Origin of the sequence: Proteus cibi (genome assembly GCF_003144405.1) — a bacterium.
Taxonomy (GTDB): domain Bacteria; phylum Pseudomonadota; class Gammaproteobacteria; order Enterobacterales; family Enterobacteriaceae; genus Proteus; species Proteus cibi.
Window position 1 is genome coordinate 62,083 of the sequence record NZ_PENW01000031.1, and the last position, 17,605, is coordinate 79,687.

The following is a 17,605-nucleotide window of genomic DNA, read 5'->3' on the forward strand; positions in this document are numbered from 1 at the left end:
AAAATGGCTAACTTAAAAAATAAAATGAATAAATTATTATTTCTAATTTTTATTCTTAGTTTATCTACCCTCTCTTTTTACAGCCATGCCGCGCCTGATTGTGTCAATAATGGCGGGATTAAACATGGCACGATGGATGCCAGAGGCGGTACCATTGAACTAAAAGGGATGATTAAAAAAAATCAAGAAATAGCACGTTTTACATTTAAGCGTGATGGCTCTGATGTTGCAGTCGCAGATTGCCCCGATGGTGCGGAGTTCTATGCTTATGCGACATATAGCGAAGCCAGTGGCGTAATGCCAACCTATTATATGGATATCGATGGAAGACCTGCTTATTATGTTGTACGCAATGGTCATATTACAGGTTTAGATGATTATGCTTATGTTCTCATTGAAAATGAGTCAGGCCTTTCATTTAGAAGTCAGCCCGGACAAGAAGTTCCTGTTAACAGCCCTAAGCTTAATACAAGGGATGCTACTGTAATTATTTATTCCACTAAAGATAACCCTAAATCACAGCGTTTTACGACTCAATATATTGGCTCAATATTAATTAATCGCTTTAATTCAGGTGGCGGCACAACAGCGGTTGGTTTTAGTTATCGTTTATCAGTCAATATTATTAGCGCACCAACATCTTGTAGTGCAGAAAATACGAACCTTGAAATGAACCTACCTAAAATGCCTATCACTGCATTTTCTGACATCGGATTTCCTCGTGATAATCAATATGCTGAAGATCATCTGAGAATTAATTGTACTGGTAATGCCTCCGCTAAAATAAAACTCATGGCGCATAACACCACAAGTTATGAAGGACAAAAAACCATTATCAAACCTGATAATGAAGGTGATAGAAATAATGCCAAGGGTGTCGGTTTTGTGGTTTCATCCCCTTCAAATGGCAATACTGTATTAATTAATAATGAGTTTGTAAAACTTGCGGATTTAGCGAGTGGTATTAATAACGTTCCATTAAAAGCTGAATATTATCGTTATGGTGATGAAGTAAAACCAGGCAAACTCAGTGCCTCCGCAAACTTTGTATTGGAGTTTAATTAGTTATTGCTGCGTATTTTACGCCATTAATCAGAAAAGGAAATTTTTGACTTCCTAACGTTTCAAAACAACGTCTACAACCCAATTGCGAAACATTAAAATATAAAACGGTGGATACTGGCTATCCACTTATCTCAACTTATCTCAATATCTCAACTTATCTCATTGATGATAATACTGTATTGACTATAAAACTGGGTGGAAAATTTGTAACACTAGAATTTTAGACATAAAAAAAGACGCTTTTAGCGTCTGATTTTTGGTGCCGAAGGCCGGACTCGAACCGGCACACCCGAAGGCGGTTGATTTTGAATCAACTGCGTCTACCAATTTCGCCACTCCGGCACTGAAGTGTGTTTGGAAAACCTGCCCATTATACTTGCGTAAAGAACCCTCGCAACAATTATTGTTAGTTTTCAGTTTGATTGGCGAAAAAAAGTGCATTTAGGGGTTATTGCTATCATAAAACACGACCTGTAGGTTACATCAAGGTATTTATCGTTAATGCTTTAATCATGTTGTATCAATAAATCAATTATCTTGTTGTTTTTGTATCTAAGTTTATTTTTTACTTTATTTCTACTTTTTTCTTATCTTATCTTTTTTTAAAAGTCTACATCGTCATTATATAAATTCATTAAAATTAACCCTCCCAATCGATATATTTTAATATATATAACGATAAATAAAAAAAGGATCAAAACTTGGGTTAGTGTTTTGATCCGACAGTACTGCTAAACGAGGGCTTAGTTTTATTTTAATGACTATAAGTTGTTTTTATAGCGTCACTGCCCTTTTCTTCCCTGGTGTGAGGAAGAAAATAGTTATGTTTTATTAATATAATGTACTTCTTTATCTATACTGCATATTATTGATATAAAGGATTTACTATTTTAATAAGATACTTCTTACGACTACATAGGAAATTACTATTTACTACAAAGGTACTGCTATCTAATATAAAGGTATTTATTTACGGCTATAACGAAAGTACGACTATTTAATATAATGGTGTTGAAATATTACTATTAATATATAATTAATTTATTATAAAGAGGCTATTTTATAAAATGCCTTCTTATTACTTCACTCTATTATTACTGTGTTATCTTTGCTCTGTAACGCTTATATTCTCAGTCTCTCGACTTGATGAAGCTATAATAAATTTAATTTCACAATTCCACAATCAGTAAATTATTACAAAATATGACACACACTTATATTATCTTTACAACAACCCAAAACTAAATCAAATTAAAATATTATTTAGCATAATAAACCACAAGAATACAACAGGAAAGACTATAACACCATTCATTAACATTTTCTTGATATACACATCCTAACTTAATAATAAAGAAAAGCTAATAATAGGGTTAGAAATGGGGGTAAACCGAGGAAGATTGTAACTTAACGGTAATACTTACTTCGTTTTTAGAGGGGAAATATGAGAGAAATGTCTTTTTATGATGCAGTTTTTCTTCACTATCTTTTCCTTCGAGACAATTTGACACATTTAATGCCAACTTTTTGATAACTGACTCTTGCACTGATAGACATTCTTATTTCTGATAATATAATCAAAATTTGGTTTAAATCTGATTAGAAGGCGGTGTTATGGGCATTGTTGGCTGGATTATCACAGGCATATTTGTTGGTATTATCTTAGGTGCCGTATTAAAAATGATAAAGAAAAAATAGCGCGATAAGAAAGGCACCAAATTAAAACATAAACTATTTTATGTTGATCGCATTCCTTTCACCTCACTGACTTCTGTTGAAAGTAAAAATGAAAAAACATTTTCTAAAATATCTTATGATCCCAGTCGCTTTACTGACATTGAATGCGTGTAGCCAACGTTCGTCATTGCCACCAGCGACACAACCCTCTATGTTAAATCAACAGAACAGTGTGCCTGAGTTAACGCAATGGCCTACAGCATTAAGCCCTAATGTAAGCAATGCAAGTGCGCTGTTTGATAAATATGCCTCACAGATTTATCAAAAGAGTCATCCTCAAGGTATGGTTATTGTCATGATCAATAACTCTCAAACCTTGAATCGTTCTTTTGGGACGACAACCCCAGAAAGCCGCAATGCACCATCAATGAACTCGCTTATTCGGATTGCTTCAATTACAAAGCTGATGACCAGTGAAGTGATGTTAAAGTTACAAGATGATGGAAAACTATTAGTCACCGATCCACTGCAAAAATACAGCTACTATGGTGTAGACATCCCATTAGTCAGCACTCAATCCCCTATCCGCCTTTATCACTTAGCGAGTCACACCAGTGGTTTTCCGCGAGAACAACCTGGTGGAAAATGGGGAAGACCCGTTTTTATATGGCCAACGCATGGCGACCGCTGGAATTGGTTGAAAAAAGCAACACTGACATCTACCGCAGGGGAACAAGCGGCTTATTCAAACCTAGCTTATGATCTATTAGCAGATGCCTTGGTGAAAGCATCAGGTAAAAGTTATCCTCAACTTTTACAACAATATGTCACTCACCCCGCAGGTATGACGAATACTACATTGACGCCGACGCCAGCCCAATGCCAACGACTATTAGTAGGATATAAACCCAGCCCATGCTCTGACACTATTGCAGCCGCAGGAAGTGGCGGGGTGTACTCGACGCCTGCCGATATGCAACGTTGGATGCAAGGCTTTTTGACTTCTCATAATGCCATGCGAAAGGCAACAGCAAGTAAAGAACAGTCTGTCTACTTCCCTCGCAATCGACTCTCTTCAATAGAAGGAATGGATGTTGCAGGTCGCGCGGATGGTATCGGTTTAGGTTGGGTTTATATGGCACCCGCCAATGGTATTCCGGCGATTTACCAAAAAACAGGCGGTGGCGGTGGATTTAATACTTATATGGCAACCATTCCTGAATTAAATATCGGTGTATTTGTGGTGATCACCCGCAAACCTAATGGCACTAAATTTAGTGAAGTGACTCAGGGGACTAATGCTCTGGTTCGTGCATTGGCAAAAGATTTTTATCAGTGATCACCTATTCATTAGTGATAAAAAAAGCGCCTTATAAGGCGCTTTTTATTTTTCTGGCTGATCTTTACTTAGCGATTACGCTTCATCAATAACCATAAACTCAACGTTAGAAAGAGTATTCCCGGTACTAATGCTGCAATCACTGCAGGTATGCCATAAACCAAACTTAATCGTCCTGAAACTTCATTGACAATATAGAATAAGAAACCAAAAGAGATACCCGTTAAGACTCTTAATCCCATTGGTACAGTGCGTAATGGACCAAAAATAAATGACAATGCCATTAACATCATTACCGCAACAGAGATTGGCGCAAAGATTTTTTTCCAGAAATTCAGCTCATAGTTTGCTGACTCTTGCCCACTCTGTTTTAGATATTTAACGTACTGATAGAGTCCACTGATCGATAATGCATCTGGATCTAACGCCACAACACTTAATTTTTCTGGCGTGAGTCGTGTTGGCCATTCAAGTGATACCTGTTTTTTACCAGTGATTTTTTGTGGATCAGTTAAATCTGACAGTTCAACTTGCTTCAACATCCACGTTTTTTTATTCACATCGTAGGTTGCACTTGAGGCATAACGTACCGTTTCTAGTTTTCTATCATTATTAAAATCATAGAGTGTGATGCCTTGCATCTCATTTTGGCTCTTTATTCGGTTGATATGAATAAATTGGTTGCCATCTTTAGCCCACATACCACGGTTAGTCGAAACTAAAGAATTACCCATGATTTTTTCGGCACGATAGTTACGTGCGTATTGTTCACCTTGTGGCGCCCCCCATTCACCAATCAGTACTGTTAACAGGACTAATGGAATAGCGGTTTTCATCACAGAGCCCGCAATTTGCAAGCGGGTAAATCCCGATGCTTGCATCACCACTAACTCACTACGCGTTGCTAATGCGCCTAATCCTAATAACGCACCAAGTAATGCCGCCATAGGAAAGAAAATCTGCACATCTTTAAGGATATTTAAAATCGCGTAAATACCCGCATCGAGTGTGGTGAAATCCCCTTGCCCTACTTTACGAAGTTGATCGACAAATTTGATAATGCCGGATAGTGAAACCAGCAAAAAGAGTGTCATCAAGATTGACTGTAAAATAGTACGCCCGATATATCTATCTAATACACCAAACATCAGGCAACTCCTTTCTTAAAGCGAGCACGGAATTTACGCATAGGCAAGGTATCCCAAACATTCAATAAGATAGCTAAGGCAAGATAAATACCATTAACACTCCACATTGCAATGAGGGGGTCCAGTTTTCCTTTTTCACCATTAGAGTGCAATGAACTTTGTAGTAAGAAGAACACCAGATAAAGCAGCATGGCAGGTAGCATGCTTAATACGCGACCTTGACGTGGGTTTACCTCACTTAAAGGCACAACCATCACCGCCATAATGACAACAGAGAAAATCAAGGTTAAGCGCCAATGGAATTCAGCGATAGACTCTGTTTCATTCGAATGCCAAAGTTCAGTCATCGTTTTTTGTTCTACACGATTACTGCTAATGGTCGATTCACGGTGTCCTATAACAGCTTGGTAGTCATTAAAATCGGTAATACGAAAATCACGTAGCACTGCCGTACCTTCATAGCGAGTTCCCTCACTTAATACGACTATCTGATTCCCGTTAGGTAATTCTTTGGTATAGCCTTTATCTGCCACCACGACAGAAGGACGCTGATCTTGCGTTGGACGCAGTTGTGCAAGGAACACATCTTGGAATTGATTTCCTTTGACACTACCAAGATAGAGCACCATATTGCGATCACTGGACATTTTAAATTGCCCTTCCATCAATGCCGCTAAACTTGGGTTTGCTTTAGCATCCTCAAGGACTTGCTCTTGATGTACCGAAGACCAAGGAATAAGCCAAATGACATTTCCTGCAGCTAATGCGCTGGTCAGTAATGAGAGCAACAGTGCAGCTTGCACTAATGCTTTCTTACCTATTCCGCACGCATTCATGACGGTTATCTCACTTTCAACATAAAGTTTGCTGTAAGTCATCAGAAGCCCAAGAAAAAGGCTTAATGGAAGAATAAGCTGTGCCATCTCAGGAATTCCCAGCCACAGCAGAGAAATCACGAGGTTTGTAGGAATATTACCTTCTACAGCAGCCCCTAAAATCTCAACCAGTTTCTGGCTAAAGAAGATAAGCATCAAAATAAATAAGATGGCTATCTGACTTTTAAGGGTTTCCCGAGCTAAATATCGAATTATAATCACGCTAGTTATGCCTGTGAAAACTTGTCTTTTTGCAGGAAAATCGCTAACTTCGTTGTATATCTATCATTTGTGCATCTCAGTTAGACATTCTTGCAGCCCAAATGATATCAAAACATGCTATAAACAGGTTCCCAATAAGAACAAGCTTATAAGTTAGCTAAATTAGTTGTGTTCAATTAATGCATTTAGCTTAACATAAAAAGTAAACTTTCTATGGGGTAGATTAATGCGGATCACTATTCTAAACGATACTTTCCGTTTTTGTCTTTAATATTCAGGAGAACGCATGGAGTTTAATGTAAAAAGCGGCAGCCCAGAGAAACAACGCAGCGCTTGTATTATCGTGGGGGTGTTTGAGCCTCGTCGTTTATCTCCGATCGCGGAGCAACTTGATAAAATCAGTGATGGCTATATCAGCGCCCTGTTACGCAGAGGTGAACTGGAAGGCAAAGTCGGACAATCATTGCTGTTACATCATGTACCAAATGTTCTCTCTGAGCGCGTTTTACTGATTGGTTGCGGTAAAGAGCGTGAATTGGATGAACGCCAGTATAAACAGATCATTCAAAAAACCATTAACACACTCAATGAAACTGGCTCTATGGAAGCCGTATGCTTTCTGACTGAGTTACATGTTAAAGGTCGTAATAATTACTGGAAAGTGCGTCAAGCGGTTGAGACTGCAAAAGACTGCCTCTATACCTTTGATCAACTAAAAAGCAATAAGACAGAATTACGTCGTCCATTACGTAAAATGGTCTTTAATGTACCTACTCGTCGTGAGCTACCTAGTGGTGAACGCGCAATCGCGCACGGTTTAGCCATCGCATCAGGTATTAAAGCATGTAAAGATTTAGCGAACATGCCACCAAATATCTGTAATGCGGCTTATTTAGCATCTCAAGCACGTCAATTAGCAGACTCGTCTTCAAATGTTTCTACGCGTGTTATTGGCGAAGAACAAATGAAAGAGCTAAATATGAATGCTTACCTTGCGGTAGGACAAGGCTCTCAAAATGAGTCTTTAATGTCGATTATCGAATATAAAGGCAATAAAGATCCTGAAGCTCGTCCAATTGTGTTAGTGGGTAAAGGGCTGACATTTGACTCGGGTGGCATTTCTATCAAACCTGCTGATGGCATGGATGAGATGAAATACGACATGTGTGGTGCAGCAACAGTTTATGGTGTGATGCGTGTTGTTGCTGAACTCCAGTTACCAATTAATGTCATTGGTGTACTTGCGGGTTGTGAAAACATGCCAGGTGGGAAAGCCTATCGCCCTGGTGATATTTTAACCACCATGTCTGGTCAAACCGTTGAAGTATTAAACACCGATGCCGAAGGTCGTTTAGTACTGTGTGATACGTTAACTTATGTTGAGCGCTTTGAGCCTGAATTAGTTGTCGATATCGCGACATTAACAGGTGCTTGTATGGTGGCTTTAGGACATCATTACAGCGGATTAATGTCTAATCATAATCCATTAGCACATGAATTAATGAATGCATCAGAGCAAGCCGGTGACCGCGCTTGGCGTTTACCATTAGGCGATGAGTTCTATGAACAAATCGAATCTAATTTTGCTGATTTAGCCAATACAGGTGGCCGTTTAGGTGGCGCAATTACTGCAGGTTGTTTCTTAGCGCGTTTTGCGACTAAATATAACTGGGCTCACTTGGATATTGCAGGCACAGCATGGCGTTCTGGTAAAGCAAAAGGGGCAACTGGTCGTCCTGTCTCTTTATTGTCTCAGTTCTTACTTAATCGCGCGGGTTTGAATAGCGACGAGTAATACCGCATAATTATCAGGGTTAAGGTATTACCTTATTATTAGGGTAAATAGAGCAGACTCCAAGAAGGGTATTGCAACGCAATACCCTTCTGTTATCGGGATATCATGAAAAACGCCACGTTTTATTTAATGGAACACCCATCAATACACGATGATTTACAGGCTCATGAGTGGCTTGCCTGTCAACTTACCGCTGAACATTGGCGATTAGGCAAACGTATTTTGTTGGTTTGTGAGTCTCAAGCTCAAGCTGAATTGCTTGATGAGGCATTATGGGCAAGAGAACCTCATCAGTTTGTTCCTCATAATCTTGCAGGTGAAGGCCCTCGTTATGGCTCTCCTGTTGAATTATGTTGGCCAGGAAAACGTGGTAATGCACCCCGTGATCTCTTGATTAATTTGCAATCCCAATTCGTAGACTTTGCCACAGCTTTCCATGAAGTGATAGACTTTGTACCTATTGATGAACAATTGAAACAGTTGGCGCGTGAACGATATAAAATTTATCGTAGCGTCGGCTTTACTTTGACAATGGCTACGCCGCCAACCTATTGAATACGTAAAGAATATGGAAAATAAATCCGCACCGAAAGAGCCATCGCTCGACACAACATATAATCCAGCAGAGATTGAACAACCTCTGTATCAGCATTGGGAAAAAAATGGCTATTTCAAAGCCAATGGCGATACAACGAAAGAAAGCTTCTGTATCGTGATCCCACCGCCAAACGTCACAGGTAGCCTACATATGGGTCATGCTTTCCAGCAGACCATTATGGATACCATGATCCGTTATCAGCGCATGCAAGGTAAAAACACCCTATGGCAGTCAGGTACTGACCATGCAGGTATCGCAACTCAAATGGTTGTTGAGCGTAAAATTGCCGCTGAAGAAGGTAAAAATCGTCATGACTATGGTCGTGATGCATTTATCGACAAAATTTGGGAATGGAAAGCGGAATCTGGTGGTAACATTTCTAACCAAATGCGTCGTTTAGGTAACTCTGTTGATTGGGAACGTGAACGTTTCACCATGGATGAAGGGTTATCTAAAGCGGTTAAAGAAGCTTTTGTTCGCTTACATAAAGAAGATCTCATCTACCGTGGTAAACGCCTTGTAAACTGGGACCCTAAATTACACACCGCGATTTCTGATCTTGAAGTCGAAAACCGTGAAGTTAAAGGATCGATGTGGCATCTGCGTTATCCTTTAGCCGATGGAGCAAAAACCGCTGAAGGTAAAGATTACCTTATTGTTGCAACAACACGTCCTGAAACCATGTTAGGGGATACTGGTGTTGCTGTTAACCCAGAAGATCCTCGCTATAAAGATTTAATTGGTAAAGAAATTATTCTACCAATCGTTAACCGTCGTATCCCTATTTTAGCGGACGAACACGCTGATATGGAAAAAGGTACAGGTTGCGTAAAAATCACCCCTGCTCACGACTTTAATGACTATGAAGTTGGACGTCGTCATCAATTGCCAATGATTAATATCATGGACTTTGACGGCAATATCCGTGTGAGTGCAGAAGTCTTAGATACCAATGGTGTTGAATCTGACGTTTATAGCACTGAAATTCCAGCAGCCTACCAAGGTATGGAACGCTTTGCTGCCCGTAAAGCCATGGTCGCTGAATTTGAACGTCTAGGTTTATTAGAAGAGATCAAGCCTCACGATTTAACCGTACCTTACGGCGACCGTGGTGGTGTCGTTATCGAGCCTTTATTAACAGACCAATGGTATGTTCGCGCAGCGCCTTTAGCGAAGCCAGCTGTTGAGGCAGTTAAAAATGGCGATATCCAATTTGTACCAAAACAGTACGAAAATATGTACTTCTCATGGATGAATGATATCCAAGATTGGTGTATTTCTCGTCAACTGTGGTGGGGTCACCGTATCCCAGCTTGGTATGACAACCAAGGCAACGTTTATGTGGGTCGTGACGAAGACGAAGTTCGTCGTGAAAACAATATCGCAGCTGATGTTGCATTACGCCAAGATGAGGACGTACTGGATACCTGGTTCTCATCTGCACTATGGACATTCTCAACACTAGGCTGGCCTGAGAATACTGAAGCACTGAAAACATTCCATCCAACGAATGTCTTAGTCAGTGGATTCGATATTATATTCTTCTGGATCGCGCGCATGATCATGATGACCATGCACTTTATCAAAGATGAGGACGGTAAACCGCAAATTCCATTTAATACGGTTTATATGACAGGTCTTATTCGTGATGAAGAAGGTCAGAAGATGTCAAAATCCAAAGGTAATGTCCTTGATCCTCTGGATATGATCGACGGTATTTCATTAGAAAACCTGTTAGAAAAACGTACTGGTAATATGATGCAGCCACAAATGGCTGAAAAAATTGCTAAACGTACTCGCAAAGAGTTTCCAGAAGGGATCGAAGCACACGGTACAGATGCCCTACGCTTTACTTTAGCGGCATTAGCCTCTACGGGTCGTGATATCAATTGGGATATGAAACGTCTATCGGGTTACCGTAACTTCTGTAACAAGCTGTGGAACGCAAGCCGCTTTGTTCTGATGAATACAGAAGAGCAAGATTGTGGCTACCAAGGTGGTGAGATGACATACTCACTCGCCGACCGTTGGATCTTAGCGGAATTTAACAATACAGTTAAAGCCTATCGTGAAGCGTTAGACAATTATCGTTTCGATATCGCTGCGGGTATTTTATATGAGTTCACTTGGAACCAATTCTGTGACTGGTATCTTGAGCTATCTAAACCTGCAGTCCACAAAGGCAATGATGCACAAAAACGCGCAGCACGTCATACACTGATTGAAGTGTTAGAAGGCTTACTGCGTCTTGCGCATCCAATTATTCCATTTATCACAGAGACCATCTGGCAACGAGTGAAGGAAGTGAAAGGCATTGAAGGTGAAACCATCATGCTACAAGCTTTCCCTGAGTTCGATGCTTCGCTGGTGGATGAACACGCACTTAACGATCTTGAATGGATCAAAGAAGTGATTGTTGCGGTTCGTAATATTCGTGCTGAGATGAATATTGCTCCGGGTAAACCACTTGACGTTATCTTACGTGGTGCCGATGACAACGCTAAACGCCGTGTTAGTGACAATATTGGTTTCTTAAAAGCCATGGGACGTTTAGCGGATATTCGTCCATTAGCAGAAGGTGAAGAAGCGCCATTATCAGTCACTAAACTGGTTAGCGGTGCAGAATTGCTGATCCCAATGGCTGGCTTTATCGATAAAGATGCAGAGCTTGCACGTTTAGATAAAGAACTGGAAAAAGTAGAGAAAGATATCACTACGTTAGACAGCAAATTATCTAACGATGGCTTTGTTAGCCGTGCGCCAGAAGCCGTTGTTGCTAAAGAGCGTGAACGCTTAGCAACATGCTTAAGTGCCAAAGAGAAGCTAATCGCACAGAAAATCTCTATCGCCTCTTTATAAGCACTTTCGTTTTAAAGACACTGAGATTGATAATGAAAACCCGCGTTTATCGCGGGTTTTTACTTAGCTTTTTTCAGATAAAAAATAAAACCCTTTTTCACTCCATTTCTTATTATTCTCAGTGCTATTCTCGTTAATATGCATTTCCATCATTTATTTCCGCTTAAATCTAATCATTCAATAAAATATAACCCTAGAAATAAAAAGAATAAGTAAGCAAAGAAAAAAGGTTAGCGGTTTACAAACACGCTTAATCAATTAAGATAGTTTTTGTAGCCATCCGTGCTACTTTCAATGAAGAAGTTCCTTTCCGGTGCTCTCTCAATAAATAATCAAAAAATATTCTACTAATAAGTGAAAACGATGAGTGCAACTATGACTGCAACCCAAACTATAACCTCAAGTATTGTTATCCGAGCAATTGAAGAAAAAGACAACGCAGGTATTGCACGCGTTATTCGTGAAGTCTCAGCCGAGCACGGTTTAACTGCCGATAAAGGCTTTGCTGTTGCTGATCCCATTCTAGATACTTTATATGAAGTTTATCATCAGCCACGCAGTGCTTACTGGGTTGTTGAGATGGATGGAGAAGTTGTTGGCGGTGGCGGTGTCGCACCACTTGCAGGTGGTGATGGCAAGACTTGTGAATTACAAAAAATGTACCTTTCATCCAAACTACGAGGTAAAGGTATTGCAAAAAAAATCGTCCTACAATCTCTAGAATTTGGTAAAGAGCAAGGCTTTAGCCGTTGCTATTTAGAAACCACCGATATCTTAAAAGCGGCGGTTGGTTTATACGAAAAACTAGGATTCGAATTTATTGATGAAGCATTAGGCAACACTGGGCATAGTGATTGTGAAATCCGTATGGTGAAGCCACTTTAAGTGTTCTTGCAGTTCCCTACGTAAAAATAAATAAAATAAGTTCGATTTTACCCGCATTTTTATGCGGGTTTTTATTAACAATAAATAGCATCTATTAACACAAATTCTGTTTATCAAAATGATATAAATACAGTATATTTTTATGCTTATTTTCACAATTAATTTCTTAATTAATTATCATCAAAATATTATCAATGATAATTTTTATCTTAAATTTTATTAAAACTCACAAGTTTAAATTGTTTTTCATTTCACTCTAGATAATGAGAATCCCCTTCTTAAATAAAATATCATTTATCTTATTTTGTATTTTAAAAAAGAGATTTTTTTATATTGCTATTTATAGCTAATTTAATATCTTTATGCAGATAAAGTCATGCGTTGGCTTTTATAACTCTAAAATTTAAAAGGAATTTTTTCATGAAAAACTTTGTTAAAATTGCACTTATTGCTTCTGTAATTACTGTAATGACTGGTTGTACAGGTAGCGTATACAATAAAGAAAAAGACTGTAACTACGACTACTTACTGCATCCAGCAGTTTCTATTTCTAAAATCATTGGCGGTTGTGGCGACACAAGCAAATAAGATTTAAGAAATAAACGTATTAATAAACTACATTCTGACTTATTGTTGCTAAGAAAGAGTGTAGTTTTTATTTTTCATGTCTTATATTTTACTTGTTTTTCGCAACTCTCATTTCTTTCTCATCATCATCATCATAAATCAGAGCTTAGTGTTTCCATTTCAATGCAAGATAGATTAAATTAACCATTAATGAAATCTATTTTAGGTAATCTTATATGACATATAACTACAAGATTATTATCGTCACGTTATTTTTATATTTATCTAACTTTAGATTTTTATATTCAAAGAATAAAATTAAATATTTGGTTAAAAACAATGTTTCATATATGAAATATATAAAAATGTAGAGGTAATGAAAAATAGAATTATTATAATTCTCTAAAAATTTAATATATACCTTAAGAAAATATAAAGTTAACTAAAAGAAGTATAATTTATCAATAAAATGAAAGACTATTACCCATTCAATCAATACTCCTATTTATTTTCTTTTTTAAACATCATTCATTTTTTTTGAACACCATCAACAAATTCCCCCTATTTTGTTCATCTTGCGAACACATTATGATCAGCTTCATTAAGAAATCGCAATAATCTGTATTACCTCCTTCTGTGTCTTGGTTATTGCGGTTTCTTTCCTAAACTCGGAGAACAATCATGACTATCAGACAGATTAATCATATTTATTCGGCGCCAAATTCACACTGGGTAGGTAATGGCTTTCCAGTCAGCACCTTATTTTCCTATCAGGAAAATGGTGAGAAACATAGCCCGTTTCTGCTGATGGATTATGCTGAACCAACACTGTTTAAACCTGTTACCAATGCCCGTGGTGTCGGCGCGCATCCGCATCGTGGATTTGAAACTGTGACAATCGCTTATCAAGGCGAAGTCTCTCACCATGACTCTAAAGGTCATGCCGGCACTATCGGTGCAGGTGATGTGCAATGGATGACCGCGGCTTCTGGCATTTTGCATAAAGAGTATCATTCTGAAAAAATGACCAAAGAGGGTGGTGTATTGGAAATGGTGCAACTTTGGGTGAATCTGCCGACAACGTACAAAATGACACAGCCTCGTTATCAGGCGCTGAAAGCAGAAGATATCCCTCACGTTGAATTACCAAATAACCAAGGTTATGTCAGAGTGATTGCGGGGGATTACGCCAATACACAAGGTGTGGCAATGACCTACTCACCGCTAAATGTGTGGGATCTGCGTTTAAATCACGCGGGTGTGTCACATTACCGTATTCCTGAAGGTCATAATGCAATGTTGTTTGTGGTAAAAGGAGCAATACATATCAATGACAGTGAAATTGCACGTCAACACGATATGGTGATGTTAGATAATCATGGCGATACGCTGACATTAGAATCAATGGGTAACACCATTGTTTTAATTCTAACGGGTGAGCCGATTAATGAACCTATTGCAGGACAAGGGCCTTTTGTGATGAACACACAAGAAGAGTTACAACAAGCTTTTGATGATTATGACAATGGCAAATTTGGTGTAATGGAGTAATGGCTTTCCCCTAAAACCAATAACACCAGTCACAAAGCAATACGTTTGTGGCTGGTGCTATTATTTTGCACTGATAAATCAAGTACAAGGGACAACATTTAGCAAAAATTAATGTAAGCGTGATGACTTATCAGACTCTTCTTCTTCGCCGTCTTCGTCTTCACCTTCTTCATCATCATACTCTGCGTCAGGATCTTCAAAATAAGTCCCCCAACCATCGTAATAGACACCCATTTTTTCAGCTAAATTCATTAATTGCTCAACTTGGGCATCAATAAGTTCAGCATTCAAACCACTTTCACTTACCGCATCAAAACAAACTAGGATCTCACCTGATTCGACTTCGATCTCCTCAGGCTCAGTCACTTCGTAGCCTAATTTAAAGACTTCAACTGCTGCTTTTTCTAGGGTTTCAAAATTTTCACAAGAAATATGGTGCTCAATGGCATACAGTGCATCAGGATCACTGCCATCTTCCAGTAATTCTTCAATAATAAGACGTGTTTCTTCACGTTGTTCTGCTAATTCTTTGCTGTCCGCCATAATCATGCTCCGCAATAGTCTGAAAAGGTATCTTATTCATTCTCCCACAGGGCGAATCAACACTCCATACTTAATATGCTGCCCTTATCGCAGACTGTTTAAATTAAAAGTTTTCCTTTAGGGGTTGATGATGAATATTTATTGATATAAATTGAATATAAATTCAATAACAGGATATCACTCTATGAACCCTTTTTATCAAAAATCATTCTTACGTTTACTTGATTTTTCACCTGCAGAGATTCAGCAACTGCTTACATTGTCAGCACAACTGAAAAAAGCCAAAAAATCAGGTCAAGAAATTCAATATCTTACTGGAAAAAACATCGCACTGATTTTTGAAAAAGATTCAACACGTACCCGTTGTGCATTTGAAGTTGCTGCCTTTGATCAAGGCGCTAGAGTGACTTATTTAGGGGGCGGAAGCCAAATTGGACATAAAGAATCGATAAAAGATACTGCTCGAGTATTAGGCCGTATGTATGAGGGTATTCAATATCGGGGTTACGGACAAAAAACGGTAGATGCCCTTGCCCAATATTCAGGCGTACCTGTTTGGAATGGTTTAACCAATGAATTTCACCCCACACAGTTATTAGCCGATTTACTCACTATTACTGAACATCAAACCAAGCCGTTATCAGAAACTACCTTTGCTTACCTTGGTGATGCTCGTAATAACATGGGAAATACCATGCTGGAAGCGGCTGCATTAACGGGTATGGATTTACGTCTAGTTGCACCTAAAGCATGTTGGCCAGAAGCAAGTTTAGTTGCTCAATGCCAAGAGATTGCCAAGAAAAATGGTGGAAATATCACGCTAACTGAAAATGTCGCTGAAGGCGTCAAAAACGCTGATTTTCTTTACACTGATGTTTGGGTTTCTATGGGCGAACCCAAAGAAGTTTGGAAAGAGCGAATTGCTTTACTTAAGCCTTATCAGGTCAATATGGATGTCATTAAATTAACCGGCAATCCAGACGTTAAATTCCTTCACTGTTTACCCGCTTTTCATGACGAAGAAACAACGATGGGTAAAGCATTAGCGGAAGAATTTAACCTATATGGTGGTTTTGAAGTCACTGATGAGGTTTTTGAATCGAAACACAGCATTGTGTTTGATGAAGCCGAAAATCGTCTTCATACCATAAAAGCGGTGATGGTTGCGACCCTTGCAAATCCTTTCTAAAATACATAATCATGCAAAACACCTATTTTTTATTTATGAAAAAATAGGTGTTTTCTTCGTTTTACCTCAAGCTTATTGATTTTTAAATTAAAAAAAATTTTTTTGCAAAAAACAAAAGCAAACGCTTGCGCACAACACTAAGATGCGTATAATGCGCCACAATTTGTCAGGAGGAAAGATGAAACAGCGCCTATTCCAATTAGTAACAAAAACAAGCACCTTAACTGGTCGCAAGCGCATTCTCTTTTTTCCAATAGCCCAATTTTTTAAAACCCCTCTTATTGAGGGGTTTTTTTTGGCCTATAAAAAACCATCTATCGCACAATTCATCGCTAAAGGAGAACTCTAATGACTAATCCGCTCTACCAAAAGCATATTATCTCCATCAATGATCTGGACAGGGAAGATTTGGAGTCTGTTCTTCACGTTGCTAACAAACTAAAACAGCAACCTAATAACGAATTGTTGAAAGACAAAGTGATTGCGAGCTGCTTTTTTGAAGCATCAACACGTACTCGCTTATCATTTGAAACAGCTATTCACCGTTTAGGTGCATCAGTTGTCGGTTTTTCTGATGGAAGCAACACATCCTTGGGGAAAAAAGGCGAAACATTAGCAGATACTATTTCGGTTCTTCGCACTTACGCGGATGCCATTGTTATTCGCCATCCTCAAGAAGGTGCAGCGCGTTTAGCTTCTGAGTTTGCGGGTGATATTCCCGTACTTAATGCAGGAGATGGTGCCAACCAACATCCAACACAGACTTTACTGGATTTGTTTACCATTCAAGAGACACAGGGTCGCTTAGATAATCTCAATATCGCGATGGTTGGTGACTTAAAATATGGCAGAACAGTGCATTCACTGGCACAAGCATTAGCGAAGTTTAAAGGCAATCATCTCTATTTTATCGCCCCTAAAGTACTTGCGATGCCAGAGCATATCCTTCACTTGCTGGAAGAAAATGGCGTTGAATATAGCCAACATGAAACCTTAGATGAAGTGATGCCAGAACTGGATATTCTCTATATGACACGAGTACAGAAAGAGCGTTTAGATCCATCTGAATACGCGAATGTAAAAGCACAATTTGTTTTAACTAGCGCAGATTTAGTGAATGTAAAAGACAACCTCAAGATCTTACATCCACTCCCACGTATTGATGAAATTACGACAGATGTAGATAAAACCCCTTACGCTTATTATTTCCAACAAGCAGGCAACGGCATCTACGCACGTCAGGCATTACTTGCCTTAGTTCTGAATAAAAACTTAGTTCTTTAATAAGGAGC

Annotated in this window: 14 protein-coding genes and 1 tRNA gene; 11 read left to right on the forward strand and 4 right to left on the reverse strand. The window is 38.8% G+C overall.

The annotated features are described in order from the left end of the window. The first annotated feature begins 3 nt into the window (after positions 1–3). Complete coding sequence (locus DK865_RS15660; RefSeq protein WP_109392326.1) at positions 4–1,065, forward strand: fimbrial protein; 1,062 nt, start codon at positions 4–6, stop codon at positions 1,063–1,065. A gap of 257 nt (positions 1,066–1,322) precedes the next feature. Here the strand turns inward: DK865_RS15660 and DK865_RS15665 are convergent. Further along, positions 1,323–1,407, reverse strand: a tRNA-Leu gene (locus DK865_RS15665). Positions 1,408–2,851: 1,444 nt separating this feature from the next. Between DK865_RS15665 and ampH the strand changes: the two genes are divergently transcribed. Further along, positions 2,852–4,081, forward strand: a complete 1,230-nt coding sequence (gene ampH / locus DK865_RS15670; RefSeq protein WP_109392327.1) for a D-alanyl-D-alanine-carboxypeptidase/endopeptidase AmpH — start codon at positions 2,852–2,854, stop codon at positions 4,079–4,081. A 68-nt stretch (positions 4,082–4,149) separates the two neighbouring features. On the opposite strand, the gene lptG is transcribed toward ampH, so the two are convergent. Continuing rightward, positions 4,150–5,229, reverse strand: a complete 1,080-nt coding sequence (gene lptG / locus DK865_RS15675) for an LPS export ABC transporter permease LptG (RefSeq protein ID WP_023583543.1) — start codon at positions 5,227–5,229, stop codon at positions 4,150–4,152. Further along, a complete protein-coding gene (gene lptF / locus DK865_RS15680) occupies positions 5,229–6,326 on the reverse strand; it encodes an LPS export ABC transporter permease LptF (protein ID WP_036914669.1) in 1,098 nt (365 codons plus the stop codon). The genes lptG and lptF overlap by 1 nt, the downstream gene beginning before the upstream one ends. A 286-nt stretch (positions 6,327–6,612) precedes the next feature. Between lptF and pepA the strand changes: the two genes are divergently transcribed. The 6 genes from pepA to DK865_RS15710 all read left to right on the forward strand — a co-directional run bounded on the left by pepA (position 6,613) and on the right by DK865_RS15710 (position 14,581). Further along, positions 6,613–8,121 (forward strand): leucyl aminopeptidase, encoded by a 1,509-nt coding sequence (gene pepA / locus DK865_RS15685; protein WP_006535637.1) that lies wholly within the window; start codon positions 6,613–6,615, stop codon positions 8,119–8,121. Between the two features lie 105 nt (positions 8,122–8,226). Continuing rightward, positions 8,227–8,676 (forward strand): DNA polymerase III subunit chi, encoded by a 450-nt coding sequence (locus tag DK865_RS15690; RefSeq protein ID WP_023583544.1) that lies wholly within the window; start codon positions 8,227–8,229, stop codon positions 8,674–8,676. A 13-nt stretch (positions 8,677–8,689) separates the two neighbouring features. Continuing rightward, positions 8,690–11,578, forward strand: a complete 2,889-nt coding sequence (locus DK865_RS15695) for a valine--tRNA ligase (RefSeq protein WP_023583545.1) — start codon at positions 8,690–8,692, stop codon at positions 11,576–11,578. Positions 11,579–11,953: 375 nt separating this feature from the next. After that, complete coding sequence (locus tag DK865_RS15700; RefSeq protein ID WP_036914748.1) at positions 11,954–12,463, forward strand: GNAT family N-acetyltransferase; 510 nt, start codon at positions 11,954–11,956, stop codon at positions 12,461–12,463. A gap of 420 nt (positions 12,464–12,883) precedes the next feature. Next, entirely contained in the window at positions 12,884–13,051 is a 168-nt protein-coding gene (locus DK865_RS15705) for a YhfL family protein (protein WP_036914671.1), read from the forward strand. Positions 13,052–13,711: 660 nt separating this feature from the next. Then, complete coding sequence (locus DK865_RS15710) at positions 13,712–14,581, forward strand: pirin family protein (protein ID WP_023583547.1); 870 nt, start codon at positions 13,712–13,714, stop codon at positions 14,579–14,581. 108 nt (positions 14,582–14,689) lie between these two features. Here the strand turns inward: DK865_RS15710 and rraB are convergent, their stop codons facing one another. Then, the gene (gene rraB, locus DK865_RS15715) at positions 14,690–15,124 is read right to left on the reverse strand and encodes a ribonuclease E inhibitor RraB (RefSeq protein ID WP_036914673.1); all 435 of its coding nucleotides are present in this window, start codon (positions 15,122–15,124) and stop codon (positions 14,690–14,692) included. A gap of 184 nt (positions 15,125–15,308) precedes the next feature. On the opposite strand from rraB, the gene argF reads away from it, so the two are divergent. The 3 genes from argF to pyrB all read left to right on the forward strand — a co-directional run bounded on the left by argF (position 15,309) and on the right by pyrB (position 17,597). Beyond that, entirely contained in the window at positions 15,309–16,313 is a 1,005-nt protein-coding gene (argF, locus tag DK865_RS15720; RefSeq protein WP_109392328.1) for an ornithine carbamoyltransferase, read from the forward strand. Positions 16,314–16,491: 178 nt separating this feature from the next. Further along, positions 16,492–16,662: a hypothetical protein gene (locus DK865_RS18680; RefSeq protein WP_162556637.1), complete on the forward strand. Its 171-nt coding sequence runs from the start codon at positions 16,492–16,494 to the stop codon at positions 16,660–16,662. Continuing rightward, positions 16,662–17,597, forward strand: a complete 936-nt coding sequence (pyrB, locus tag DK865_RS15725) for an aspartate carbamoyltransferase (RefSeq protein ID WP_023583551.1) — start codon at positions 16,662–16,664, stop codon at positions 17,595–17,597. The genes DK865_RS18680 and pyrB overlap by 1 nt, the downstream gene beginning before the upstream one ends. Positions 17,598–17,605: the final 8 nt, after the last annotated feature.

Coding starts and splice junctions, on each gene's coding strand:
- DK865_RS15660 (WP_109392326.1), top strand. CDS start 4: ATGGCTAACTTAAAAAATAAAATGAATAAATTATTATTTCTAATTTTT.
- ampH (WP_109392327.1), top strand. CDS start 2,852: ATGAAAAAACATTTTCTAAAATATCTTATGATCCCAGTCGCTTTACTG.
- lptG (WP_023583543.1), bottom strand. CDS start 5,229: ATGTTTGGTGTATTAGATAGATATATCGGGCGTACTATTTTACAGTCA.
- pepA (WP_006535637.1), top strand. CDS start 6,613: ATGGAGTTTAATGTAAAAAGCGGCAGCCCAGAGAAACAACGCAGCGCT.
- DK865_RS15690 (WP_023583544.1), top strand. CDS start 8,227: ATGAAAAACGCCACGTTTTATTTAATGGAACACCCATCAATACACGAT.
- DK865_RS15695 (WP_023583545.1), top strand. CDS start 8,690: ATGGAAAATAAATCCGCACCGAAAGAGCCATCGCTCGACACAACATAT.
- DK865_RS15700 (WP_036914748.1), top strand. CDS start 11,954: ATGACTGCAACCCAAACTATAACCTCAAGTATTGTTATCCGAGCAATT.
- DK865_RS15705 (WP_036914671.1), top strand. CDS start 12,884: ATGAAAAACTTTGTTAAAATTGCACTTATTGCTTCTGTAATTACTGTA.
- DK865_RS15710 (WP_023583547.1), top strand. CDS start 13,712: ATGACTATCAGACAGATTAATCATATTTATTCGGCGCCAAATTCACAC.
- rraB (WP_036914673.1), bottom strand. CDS start 15,124: ATGGCGGACAGCAAAGAATTAGCAGAACAACGTGAAGAAACACGTCTT.
- argF (WP_109392328.1), top strand. CDS start 15,309: ATGAACCCTTTTTATCAAAAATCATTCTTACGTTTACTTGATTTTTCA.
- DK865_RS18680 (WP_162556637.1), top strand. CDS start 16,492: ATGAAACAGCGCCTATTCCAATTAGTAACAAAAACAAGCACCTTAACT.
- pyrB (WP_023583551.1), top strand. CDS start 16,662: ATGACTAATCCGCTCTACCAAAAGCATATTATCTCCATCAATGATCTG.